8 protein-coding genes are annotated in these 13,368 nt (G+C 32.6%); 6 read left to right on the top strand and 2 right to left on the bottom strand.

Translation table 11 applies throughout. The features are described from left to right. Positions 1-601 precede the first annotated feature (601 nt). The 4 genes from ACM55H_RS12215 to ACM55H_RS12200 all read left to right on the top strand — a co-directional run bounded on the left by ACM55H_RS12215 (position 602) and on the right by ACM55H_RS12200 (position 7,468). Positions 602-4,084 (top strand): PAS domain S-box protein, encoded by a 3,483-nt coding sequence (locus ACM55H_RS12215; RefSeq protein WP_416836754.1) that lies wholly within the window; start codon positions 602-604, stop codon positions 4,082-4,084. 87 nt (positions 4,085-4,171) lie between these two features. Next, positions 4,172-5,023: a KPN_02809 family neutral zinc metallopeptidase gene (gene ypfJ, locus ACM55H_RS12210; protein ID WP_416836753.1), complete on the top strand. Its 852-nt coding sequence runs from the start codon at positions 4,172-4,174 to the stop codon at positions 5,021-5,023. Between the two features lie 196 nt (positions 5,024-5,219). Then, positions 5,220-6,509 (top strand): DEAD/DEAH box helicase, encoded by a 1,290-nt coding sequence (locus tag ACM55H_RS12205; protein ID WP_416836752.1) that lies wholly within the window; start codon positions 5,220-5,222, stop codon positions 6,507-6,509. 308 nt (positions 6,510-6,817) lie between these two features. Next, positions 6,818-7,468 (top strand): hypothetical protein, encoded by a 651-nt coding sequence (locus tag ACM55H_RS12200; RefSeq protein WP_416836751.1) that lies wholly within the window; start codon positions 6,818-6,820, stop codon positions 7,466-7,468. Between the two features lie 290 nt (positions 7,469-7,758). On the opposite strand, the gene ACM55H_RS12195 is transcribed toward ACM55H_RS12200, so the two are convergent. After that, a complete protein-coding gene (locus ACM55H_RS12195; protein WP_416836750.1) occupies positions 7,759-9,294 on the bottom strand; it encodes a YifB family Mg chelatase-like AAA ATPase in 1,536 nt (511 codons plus the stop codon). Between the two features lie 91 nt (positions 9,295-9,385). Between ACM55H_RS12195 and ACM55H_RS12190 the strand changes: the two genes are divergently transcribed. Continuing rightward, positions 9,386-9,763, top strand: a complete 378-nt coding sequence (locus ACM55H_RS12190; protein WP_416836749.1) for a PH domain-containing protein — start codon at positions 9,386-9,388, stop codon at positions 9,761-9,763. A 354-nt stretch (positions 9,764-10,117) separates the two neighbouring features. Then, a complete protein-coding gene (locus tag ACM55H_RS12185) occupies positions 10,118-11,443 on the top strand; it encodes an ammonium transporter (RefSeq protein ID WP_039110506.1) in 1,326 nt (441 codons plus the stop codon). 260 nt (positions 11,444-11,703) lie between these two features. Here ACM55H_RS12185 and ACM55H_RS12180 read toward each other — a convergent pair. Further along, positions 11,704-13,368: HYR domain-containing protein (locus ACM55H_RS12180; RefSeq protein ID WP_416836748.1), on the bottom strand; the 1,665-nt coding region annotated here is incomplete at its 5' end.

The following is a 13,368-nucleotide window of genomic DNA, read 5'->3' as shown; positions in this document are numbered from 1 at the left end:
ATCAAGTCTTTCAAACCTAAGCAAAATATATTCTATGGTATCCTACTATAGCTTCCTATTATTAACTAAACTTAACCTTACTTTTTTTAGTTCGTTTAATAATTTAGTGATTTTCAATCATTTTTTATTAATTAAAAAACTGATTAATAACGATCTGAAATTTTGGTTAGTAATTACTATTTTACTCTTTTTTATTTTTTTGTTAGTCTACAATTTTTTTAAAATTAAAAAAAAATTAAACAGCACTTTTATAGAAAAAAACCACTATAGTGATTCAAAAAATAAAGAATATCAAATCTATCTTTTATTTTTAGGAATTATACTACCAATCATAGAAATTAATTTTGAACTTTTTGACATAAGACCAAAAAGTCTCTTAATCACTAACGGTCTTATTGGTTTTTCTTTATTGATTATCTATTTTATTAGTACAAAATCTATCTATGTTTTAAAAAATATTAAGCATTTTTTCATTGTAGTTTTTATATTATATTTTGGTTTAATCTGTAGAAATTTAATTTTCACCCCTTCTGACATTATTCCAATTATAGCATTTATAGTCACTTTTTTCTTTTCCTATAGTGTTCTCAAACCTTTAAAATTGTATTGGTTTTTTGTTCTGTCTGTTATTCTTTATTTGATTACAGTTACCATTTTAGAATTAATTCCATTTAAAACAAGTATCTTATTATTAAATTATTCCCTTATAACATTCATTATAAACTACATTCGATATGTATCATCATTAAAAATCAAGGACAAATTTCGTTTTAATGATCAAATTATAAATAAGGGGAATTCTCTTATTATTGCAACAAATAAAAAAGGAGAGGTTTCGTTTTGTAGTGAAACTATTACTTCAATTTTAGGATATTCCATTAATGAAGTTTTGGGATTAGGATATTGGGAACTTACTGAAGATACCGAATTTTTTGGCGAAGCATACCAAACTGATTTCAATGAAGAAGCAATGTTTATAAGGAAACTTAAATGCAAAAATGGAGAATACAAATACATCCAGTGGAAAGATAAAAAATTTACAGATGATCTAATTATAGGTATTGGACAAGATGTAACCAATCAAGTTCAAATTCAAAATCAATATAAAAATTTAATTCAAACCGCTACTGATATTATTTTTGAGGTAGATGATGATGGCAATTTTATATTTATTAATGACTTTACCATTAAAATTTTAGGTTACGCAGAAGAGGAGATTTTAACTAGAAATTATTCTGAATTTATTCGACCTGATTACATCGATGAAATGATGCGATTTTATCAAAACTTAGAAGAAAACGAAAATGATTTCCCTACAATCGAAATTCCTTTATTAAAAAAGAATGGAGAAATAATATGGATTTCCCAAAAAGTAATTATTCGTAGAAATGATTCTAATAAAATAGTAGGCTACTCTGGTATTGCAAGAGACATTACTAAACTTAAAAATATTGAAGCCGAAAATAAAATTCGTCAAGAAAAAACGGAAGAGTATAACAAAACAATTAAAAAATTATCCACTACAAATTTCAGCAGTTATAGCAATTTAGAAATTAGTATTAAATTAATACTTGAAGCTGCCGCAAAAGCTTCAAAATGCAATCGCGTCAGTTATTGGAAATACACTGATGACTTAATTAATTGTGAGAATTTGTATCATTTAGAAACGAATCAATTTAGTGCTGGAAATATTTTAAAAAGAGAAAAATTTCCAATTTATTTTGAATCCATAAAAAATAAAAAACAAATTTGTGCCCCAGATGTTTTTAATAAAATGGAGGTTTCAGAATTTACTGAAAGCTATTTTTTAAAAAACGATATCAAGTCATTGCTCGATATACCCATTTTTACAAATGGTGAATTATTTGGAACCATTAGCTTTGAAACTACTGAAACTATTAGAAATTGGGATAATGAAGACATCAATTTTGCCCGAACAATATCTGATATTATTTCCTTAGCTATAGCATCGCAATTGAGACATGAAACGGATAAAAAATTAGAATATAAAAGTGATCTTTTATCGGCAATGACACTTTGTACCGATAAATTTTTAAATAGTAAAGATATTAATGCTATTTTTTCGGATGTTCTTATAATTATGGGAAAAGCCACTAAATCGCATCGTGCCTATTATTATGAAAATGATGTAAATACAGGGTTAATAAGCCAAAAATACCGTTGGATAATCAATAATATTAAATTAACTGAAAACAATGTCAAGCTTCAAAATTTACCTCATGCCTATTTTGAGGAATTATTAACGCCACTTTTAAATAATAAAATTTTTGAAGCTGTTGTTCCAAAAATAAAAAACGAATCCTTGAGAACTAAATTATCTCATGTTGATGTAGTTTCATTAATTCTTTTTCCAATTTTTGTAAAAAATAAATTTCATGGATTTTTAGGATTTGATGACACCGAAAAAGAAAGAATATGGAGTGAAGATGAGGTCAATATTCTACAAACATTAGCAAAAAATATTGCTGCCTCCATTGAGCGAATCACAAATGAGACTGCAATCTATGAAAGTGAAGAAAAATTTCGATTATTAGCTAACAATATTCCGGGTACTGTTTATTTATCTAAATATGACAAATACGCCACTAAAATTTACATCAACGATGAAATTGAAAAACTGACAGGTTATCCTAAATCAGATTTTCTTACTAAAAAACTGTCTTTCATTGATTTAATCCATCCCGAAGACAAAGAACGAACTTTGCTGGAAGAACAAGATGCTATAGAAAACGGAAGACCTATACATTCTATTTATCGAATTTACCATAAAAACAAGGAAATTATATGGGTAGAAGAATTTGGTGATGCTATTTATAAAGACGGAAAAATTACATTCATCGAGGGTATTTTTATTGATATTACAGAAAGAAAACAAACCGAAACTTTTATAAAAGCAAAAGAATTAGCTGAAGCTTCCAACAAAGCAAAATCAGAATTTCTTGCAAATATGAGTCACGAAATTAGAACACCTTTGAATGGAATTATTGGTTTTACTGATTTATTGATGAAAACTAATTTGGGAAGAACACAGGAAAAATACATGACAACTGTAAATCAATCTGCTCATTCCTTGTTAGAAATCATAAATGACATTCTTGATTTTTCAAAAATAGAAGCCGGAAAACTAGATTTATTTATTGAAAAACATGATGTTAAGGAAATATTAAGCCAAATCATTGATTTAATTTTATATGAATCCAATCAAAAAAAACTAGGTCTAGAACTAAATATATTTTCTGATGTTCCTAAATATTTTTGGATTGACAGTGTTCGTTTGAAACAAATCCTTATCAATCTTTTAGCAAATGCAGTAAAATTTACAGAAAAAGGGAATATTAAATTAGATGTTTCTGTTATTGAAAAAACAGCTGTTTCCAGAGCAAAAATTCGTTTTGCTGTTACAGATACTGGAATTGGAATTTTAGAGGAAAACCAAAAGAAAATCTTTCAGGCTTTTTCTCAGGAGGATAGTTCTACAACCAGAAAATTTGGTGGAACCGGTTTAGGTTTAACAATTTCAAATCAATTATTAGGTTTGATGGATAGTCAATTACAATTAGAAAGTATTATTAATACAGGAAGTACCTTTTATTTTGATTTAGATTTAGAGATTAGCGATCAAACGTCCGAAAAGGAAATTGAGGTATTGATTGATAACAAAGAGTCTCCGGTTAAGACCAATAAAAATAATAAAAAAATAAAAATTATGATTGTTGAGGATAATAAAGTTAACATGTTATTGCTTAAAACAATAATTAAAAATTTATATTCTGATGTTATCATTTCTGAAGTTTTCAATGGCAAAGATGCTGTAGATCAATTTGAAACCCTAAATCCTGATATTATTTTCATGGACATACAAATGCCGATAATGAATGGATATGAAGCAACTAATGAGATTCGTAATTTAAAAGCTGGTGAAAAAATTCCTATTATCGCAATAACTGCCGGTACTGAGAAAGATGAAAAAGACAAGTGCATCAATGCTGGAATGAATGATTATATTTCAAAACCAATAATAAAAGGAATTATTGAAGAGACACTTTCTAAATGGACAAATTAATTCTAGTGAAATTTGCTCTTATTTTTAAAAAATATTTTAAATTAGAGTCAACTTTATAAAGGGATTAACTTAAAAAAATATAAAATTATGAAATGGATAGGAAGACGTCAAAGTGACAATGTTGAAGACAGAAGGGGTATGTCATCAGGAGGCAAGACCATTGTTGGTGGCGGAATAATAGGAATTATAATTTTATTATTAAATGTTTTTGGAGGAGAAAATGGTCAAATGCTAACTCCAATTTTAGAACAAATGAATCAAGGACAAAGTGCTCCTACTGAACAGAGAGAATTATCTGTTGAAGAAAAAAAATTAGCTGAATTCCCTAAAACTGTTTTTGCCGATACCGAAGATATTTGGGGACAGATATTTAGTGAAAATAATATGACGTATAAAAATCCTGGAATGGTCTTATTCACTGGAGCCGTAGAAACTGCATGCGGAGGTGCATCCTCAGCCTCTGGTCCTTTTTATTGTCCTGGAGATCAAAAAGTATATATGGATTTAGATTTTTTTGATGAATTACAAACTAAATTTGGTGCTAAAGGAGGTGATTTTGCAGTAGCTTATGTAATTGCACACGAAGTTGGACATCATGTACAAAATCTACTGGGAACTTCCAGTAAAATGAGAGAAATGCAAGAAGGAAAAAGTGAGGCAGAAGCCAATAAATTATCTGTAGCACTGGAACTCCAAGCTGATTTTTATGCCGGAGTATGGGCAAAACACAATCAAGAAAACCTTGACATTGATGATATTGACGAAGCTTTAAGTGCCGCACAGGCTGTAGGAGATGATGCCATTCAAAGTAAAATGCAAGGACATATTGTACCTGAATCTTTTACACACGGTACTTCTGAACAGCGTAAATTTTGGTTTATGAAAGGATATAAAACTGGAGATATTAAACAAGGAGATACTTTTGCAGAGTTAGAATAGATTGAATGATAATGTAAATTTCAATAGCAATATTAAAAACTTAAATACTGATGGTTTGCAACGGATTAAAAACAACATACTATCTTTATTTAAACAAAGTCAAGCAATCAAAAGCACATCGAAAAAATTAGCAGTACCTTTGCGCCCACTTAAAAAAGTAACCTAACTAATAGTGTTTACTTTATAAACACTATTTATGTCATTCAACTCATTAGGCTTATCTGATGCTTTATTAAAAGCCGTCAGCAAAAAAGGATATACAACCCCTTCTCCAATTCAACAAAAAGCAATTCCACCCATTTTAGAAGGCAAAGATGTATTAGCATCTGCACAGACAGGAACAGGAAAAACTGCCGGTTTTACACTACCCATATTACAATTATTATCGCAAGGTCAGCAGTTGCGACAAAGACCTATTCGTGCCTTAATATTAACCCCAACACGAGAATTAGCGGCACAAATACTGGCCAATATAAAAGAATACAGTGAGTTTTTAGATTTACGCAGCGCAGTAATATTTGGAGGCGTAAACCAAAAACCACAAGTTGCTCAATTGCGTCAAGGTGTAGATATTTTAGTCGCCACTCCAGGCCGATTAATCGATTTGCAAAATCAAGGTTTAATATCGCTTGCAAAAGTTGAAATCTTAGTTTTAGATGAAGCGGACCGTATGCTGGACATGGGATTTTTACGAGATATAGAACGAATCTTGAAAGTATTGCCTACAAAAAGACAAAACTTACTATTTTCGGCAACCTTTTCAAAAGACATCAAGAAATTGGCAATGGGCATTTTGCACCATCCCGTTCATGTGGAAGCAACACCGGAAAACACAACCGTGGATGCTATCATTCAAAAAGTATATCCTGTTGCCAAAGAGAAAAAAACAGAATTGATAATCAAACTGATTACGGAAGGAAACTGGAAGCAAATTTTGGTATTTACGCGTACCAAACAAGGTGCCAACAAGTTGACTGAAAGCATGATTAGTGCTGGCATTAAAGCAGCAGCTATTCACGGAAATAAAGGGCAGGGCGCACGAACCAAAGCCTTAGCCGGTTTTAAAAACGGAAGCCTAACCGCTTTGGTCGCCACAGATATTGCAGCGCGAGGTTTAGACATCCCGTTATTACCGCATGTCGTTAATTTTGAATTGCCTAATATTCCTGAAGATTACGTTCACCGCATTGGTAGAACTGGTAGAGCCGGAGCTAGTGGAGAAGCTATTTCGTTATTCAGTCCGGACGAAACTGTCTTTTTACGCGATATAGAAAAATTAGTGGGTTTGAATTTGCCTAAAGAAAACATCAAAGGTTTCGAGCCAGATCCTAACGCTTCCAAAGAACCAATTAAACAAGGGCAAGGACGACAACAGCGCAATTCGACTCCTAAGAAACCAAAAACAGATACTACAAACCGTAGCAGCAACAATAGTTTTGGCCCAAGACGTCCAAGTCAAAATAATGACCGACGTTCTAATAGATAATTAATTTTTATTCTTTTTTAGGAGCAGAATATTTCCGTTTTTTTTAGAACGTATTTCCCGCTATACATTACAAACCTAGTGAGAGCTGAACACCAGCTCTTACTAGGTTTTTCATTTCTATCGGGGTTATTTAGAGCGTTTTTACTTTCATAATACCACTTTGCAAATTCATCCCACTAATCTAAAATAACCAGACGACTTGTAAGAAAAAAACAATATATTTGAGATAATATATATACAAGTTAGGCGTAATTTTTACTAAACATGGAGAATTAAATAACTTAATACAACAAATGATAAAAAGAAAAATGATAACAATTTCATATGTAATGATGGTAATAGGGGCAATTTCTACGGTAGCTGGCGGAATATTATATTCAATATACTCTGGAAAAGAAAATGCAGCTAATCACAAAGAACTATTAGATAAAGGTAACCAATCGAAAAAGGAAATAATTGAAAATCAAAAGTATGTTATCGCTAATGTTGAACGTGGAATTAAAAAAGTGGATAAAAAAATCTCCAGTATGCCTTCACAAGGTCCAAAAATTAGTATTCAAAATCCAAATAATTCGACAATTCAAATTAATGAGAATGGAGATAACATTATTAATCAACCTAAAGAACAATACAAGCCTGAAATCAGTTTTCTAGAACGTCAATCTGTCAAAGATCCATTATCTAATCACATACGAACTAAATTCATTTTTGGCTCAAAAGATGGATTTCCATTAAAGTCGCCTGATGTCGAAGTAACCTTTACTACAAATTTCATAAGTGCTTCTGGAGGTGTTACTGGTAATGGTATAGTGTCAGCGGGACAACTATTACAAAAGGCTGCGAATGAAAATAGAAAATATAAAATCTCAACTGATTTTCTAAATGCAGGAAACTATTTTTTTATTGAAACTGTAAGTAATACTGAATTAGAAATACTAGACCTTCGAGTTCGTCCCTAAAACTACGCCTAACAGCGGAGGACAATAGCTAGTTTTACATTAACAACACGTTCGATTTTCCGCTGGAAAATCCGCTCCGCAAAGTCTCAAGACTTTGAGCTTTTAATTTAAATATTCTTAAAAATCCCTAGCTAGCGCGAGCGTCCCGCTCATGAACATTAACAAAAGTAAATCACTATAAATTTGTAATAGGCACGAGCGGGACGCTCTCGCTATCAATCGTATTATCGATTTTGTAGAGGTTAAATATCTGCAATCAAAAATCGTTAATCAAAAATCTGAAATCTAATTCACCCCAACCAACCATCTCTGTCCAAGCTACGATATTGAATTGCCTCAGCAATATGGCTCGAAATTACTGTAGGAGCTGAATCAAGGTCAGCGATTGTGCGTGCTACTTTCAAAATACGATCGTAGGCCCTAGCCGAAAGATTCAATCGTTCCATAGCTGTTTTTAATAATTGCTTAGAAACATCATCCAAGGCACAATATTCCCGAATGTGTTTGGTATTCATTTGCGCATTATAATGTATATTTTCCATTTGCTCAAAGCGACCTGATTGAATTTCACGAGCAGCAGTAACTCGCTTTCGAATGTCAACGCTACTCTCTGCTTTTCTGTCATCTGATAATTTTTCGAAAGGAACCGGAGTTACTTCTATATGAATATCAATACGATCTAATAATGGACCTGAAATTTTACTCAAATACCGTTGCATTTCGTGAGGCGAAGAAGTTTGTGGTGAATCCGGATCATTAAAAAAACCACTCGGACTCGGATTCATACTCGCCACCAACATAAACGAGGACGGATAAGTAACCGTAAACTTAGCTCTGGAAATTGTCACTTCCCTATCTTCTAATGGTTGACGCATTACTTCCAAAACATCTCTCTTAAATTCAGGCAACTCATCTAAGAATAAAACACCATTATGTGCCATAGAAATTTCACCAGGTTGTGGGTAACTCCCTCCTCCTACTAAAGCTACATTCGAAATAGTGTGATGCGGACTGCGAAACGGTCTTTGATTCATCAAGCCCACTTCTTTTAGTTTTCCGGCAACACTATGAATTTTAGTAGTTTCTAATGCTTCACGCAAAGTCATGGGAGGCAAAATACTGGGTAAACGTTTGGCTAGCATTGTTTTTCCTGCACCAGGTGGACCAATTAGGATAATATTGTGTCCTCCTGCAGCAGCAATTTCCATACACCGTTTAATACTCTCTTGTCCCTTGACATCTGAAAAATCAAATTCAGGAAAATCTAAATCTTTATAAAACTCAGCTCTTGTGTCTATTTTTGTTGGTTCCAAAGTTCCTTTTCCTTCAAAAAAATCAATGACTTCTTGTATGTTTTCTATCCCATAAACATCTAAACCTACTACAATTGCCGCTTCTTTTACATTTTGCTTTGGAAGAAAAAAACCTTTAAAACCTTCCTCTTTAGCTTTTATAGCTATTGGTAAAGCTCCGCGAATGGGTTGCAACCCTCCATCAAGAGAAAGCTCTCCCATGATAATATATTTGTCAATATCATCTGCTTTAATTTGCCCAGAAGCAACTAGGATTCCAATAGTCAAAGTCAAATCATAAGCTGATCCTTCCTTACGTAAATCAGCTGGAGCCATGTTAATGGTGATTTTTTTACCAGGCATGGCATATCCATTATTTTTGAGTGCAGCAGCAATTCTATAACTACTCTCTTTTATGGCATTATCGGGCAATCCTACCAAATGATATCCTATACCTTTATCAATATTTACTTCGACGGTAATCGTAGTTGCTTCGACTCCAAAAACGGCACTTCCAAAAACTTTAATCAGCATGTATGTTAATTTTGTATGAAAATTAGTAAAATATTGGCATTAATAACACTGAAATTAATTTATTTTTGAAAATTATAAATTCTAAAAAATTATGGGACTATTTAATGCCATTTTAGGCAACGCATCAGAAGTTAGTATTGAAAATGTTTCAAAAGAATTTGAACCTATTTTAATTAACGGTGAAATAATCGAAAAAGCATATAAAGTAATTAAAGACATGTTTATTTTTACCAATAAAAGGTTGATTTTAGTGGAGAAACAATTAGTTGGAACCAAAGTCGACTATATGTCAATTCCTTATTCTAGTATCAAAAAGTTTTCAAAAGAAAGTGCCGGAATACTAGACATGGATGCTGAATTAAAAATTTGGTTAAAAAGCGAAGATACCCCTATCTCTAAACAATTTGGTAAGGGAGGGAACAATATCAATGAAGTTTATAAAATTTTAAGTGAACACATTTTAAAATAATAGCTTCTAAAATTTAAAAAAACACCTCATACATTATTGTATCAGGTGTTTTTTTTATTCTTTAATTTTAACGAATTATCGGTAAAATTGTTTATTATTGTGTGTAATAATCGAATAACTCCTATAATATTAAAAGACTGCTAATATATTATGATAAATTTAATAGTTTATAAGAATTGTTGTTTTTTAGAAAAACAACATTAATAAATCATTAAATTTAATGTTGAATTATCACATACCCACAAAATATAGGGGGGTAAAATGAAAAATCAATAAAAATAAAATATTATACTCTTTTTTAATAGGGGGTTTAAAATCATTTTATATTTTTATCGAAATTTAAAACTAAAAACTATGCGAAAGATTATTTTAAGTGTGATATTAATCACAATTCTAGTATTATCCATTTTTTCAATTCATCTATTTGTTGAATCATCAACATTAGGCGCACATGTTGTTGCATTAAAATTAGATACGGGAGATACAGCTTGGATGATAGTTGCTACCGCTCTTGTATTATTAATGACTCCGGGACTTGGATTCTTTTATGGCGGAATGGTTGGTAAAAAGAATGTTATTAGTACCGTATTACAAAGCTTTATGGCAATGGTTATAGTTACCGTTCTATGGGTTGTCGTTGGATTTGGATTATGTTTTGGACCATCAATCGGTGGACTTATAGGAAATCCTATGCCAAACTTATTTTTTCAAGGAGTAAGTGCCAACACTGCTTGGGAATTAGCTCCAACCATTCCAATGATTTTGTTTGCTTTATTTCAAGCTAAATTTGCAATTATTACACCAGCCTTAATAACAGGAGCTTTTGCAGAACGTGTTCGTTTCTGGGCTTACTTATTATTTATGGTTTTATTCATATTATTCGTTTATGCACCTTTGTGCCACATGACATGGCATCCAGATGGATTGTTATTTGGATGGGGAGTATTGGATTTTGCCGGTGGAACTGTTGTACACATGAGTGCAGGATGGGCTGCTCTTGCTGGAGCTATGTTCTTAGGAAAAAGAAAAGTACAAAAATCAAATCCTGCTCGTATTACTTATGTATTATTAGGAACAGGTTTATTATGGTTCGGTTGGTTCGGTTTTAATGCTGGATCTGCTGTTGGAGCTGGAAGTCTTGCTGCTCAAGCTTTAGGAACTACTACAGTTGCTGCTGCTGCTGCTGCAATGGGTTGGGTATTTCTTGACAAAATTCTTGGACACAAACTTTCTGCAATGGGAGCTTGTATAGGTGCTGTTGTAGGTTTAGTAGCTATTACACCTGCTGCTGGATTCGTAAGTATTCCTCATGCAATGGCAATTGGTATTATTGCGAGTATTGTAAGTAACCTTGTAGTGAGTAAATTCCCTAAAGGAAAAATTGATGACGCTTTAGATGTATTTGCTTGTCACGGTGTTGGAGGTATGGTAGGTATGCTTTTAACAGGTGTATTTGCATCAAAATCTGTAAATGCGATTGTAGGAGATAACCAAGGTTTAATTTTTGGTGATGCTACTTTGTTTTTAATTCAATTAAAAGCATTAGTTCTTGTTTCGGTATTTGCATTTTCAGTATCATATTTCCTTTTCTTTATTGTAAATAAAATTACTCCTTTAAGAGTTTCTGAAGAAAAAGAAGAATTAGGTTTAGATATTTCTCAACACGGAGAATACCTATAAATCATTATAACAAATAAATTAAGGCACTCTGAAAATTAGTTTTCAGAGTGTTTTTTTTTGCATAATAAATCCAAAATTTTAATTTCAACTATTTAATAACATTAATTCATATTGCTAAGTTTAATTTTCCCAGTTTAGGGCATGACTTTTACCTTATAATATCGAAAGAATTATAAAGAGACACTTACTTATATAAAAAAAACTCTACCCCCTTTTTTTAATTGGGATAGAGTTTATTAAACTAATTTTATAAAATAAATTTATTGTTTTATTACATTAATTACTTTTTGGTTAACGCCTTGTCTAACTATTAGAAGATATTCCCCAGAAGGAAATTCCTCCCCAAATTGGATGTTTTGTCCATTTATTTTTTCAATTCTTTTCACCATTCTGGCAAGCATGTCATAGACTAAAACTTCCACTTTTTCATCACTAGCACCTTGTACAGCCAATGTAAACTGGTGGCTGGAAGGATTAGGATAAGCTATCACATTAAAAGAATCAATTTCAATCAGTTTTTCCTTGCCTATTACAATAGGTTTTGAAAATGTTTTTGGTTGACAGTTTGACGTACAAGTGCCTACAAAATCACCATGATTTAAATGCGATTGTACTGCTGATTCATCTACACATATTTCTTGACACGGATTACTAACACTTCCTGTTTTATGACAAATTTTTACTTTCATATTTCCACTTTTTCCTGCAAAGCATCGTACATCCTCTGCCCAAATTTTAACAGATGTATAAACAACACACCCGAATTTATCAGTAACTTTTGCAGTTATGATGGCATCTGCCATTAATTTAAGTGTAATTGCATAAGGTGAAGCAGTAGAAACTGTTCCTGTATTCATTAAACTAGTACAACCAGTTCCTGAGTTATTTATACTAGTTGACCAAGTTTCACTGCCACCACTTATATTACAATTTAGTGGACGACTCATCGTATACTCAATTGTATATGGACCAGTACTTCCGCTAGGTGTTGTAGTTATTGTTGCTATCTGGTCTGTTGATAAACCAAAATACAATTGTGGGTTATCAGTAGTAGAAGTTGCAAGTAAAGGACTAGCAACTGTAACTGTAAAATTACAAGATGTGGTATTCCCTGAAGCATCTTTAACCGTCCAAACTACTATTGTTACTCCTTTAGGAAATACAGCTCCAGCTAGTGTTGCTGTACTATTATAATTATTACTTATTGTTGAACCTGTACAGTTGTCTCCAAAAGAGATTGGATTAAATTCAGAACCTAAAACAGTATAACTACAATTAGCAGTATCAGTAATTTTTGCCTTATCTCCAACACATACAATCGTTGGTTTGATGTTGTCGGTTACCGTTACTTTTTGTGTGGCGGTAGCCGTGTTTCCAGCGCCGTCCGTTACGGTCCAAGTTACGGTTGTTATTCCAATTGAGAAAGCTGAAGGCGCATCATTGGTTACCAAAGCAACGTGACAATTATCTCCAGTTGTTGGTGTACCAAGAACCACATTGGTTGATGTACAAGCCACATTGGTGGTTCCTATTGTTGCAGCTGGTGCGGTAATCGTTGGTTTTTGACTATCCAATACCGTTACGATTTGTGTAGATGTTGCCGTATTATTAGAACCATCGGTTACGGTCCAAGTCACTGTATTGGATCCCAACACTAAACTTGCTGGACTGGCCACAACACTCAACACACTGCAATTGTCTGCAGCTGTAGGTTTCGTTAATTGAGAACTTGCATAACTACAAACTCCTGAATCCGCATTGACACTGATGCCTGTTAAGGTTGCAATTGTGGGGTTTTGACTATCCAGTACCGTTACGCTTTGTGTAGATGTTGCCGTATTATTAGAACCATCGGTTACGGTCCAAGTCACTGTATTGGATCCCAACACTAAACTTGCTGGACTGGCCACAACACTCAACACACT

This window comes from Flavobacterium cryoconiti (genome assembly GCF_048158645.1).
GTDB lineage: Bacteria > Bacteroidota > Bacteroidia > Flavobacteriales > Flavobacteriaceae > Flavobacterium > Flavobacterium cryoconiti.
The sequence above is the reverse complement of the archived record's forward strand: the minus strand, read 5'-3'. Positions and strand labels throughout refer to the sequence as shown.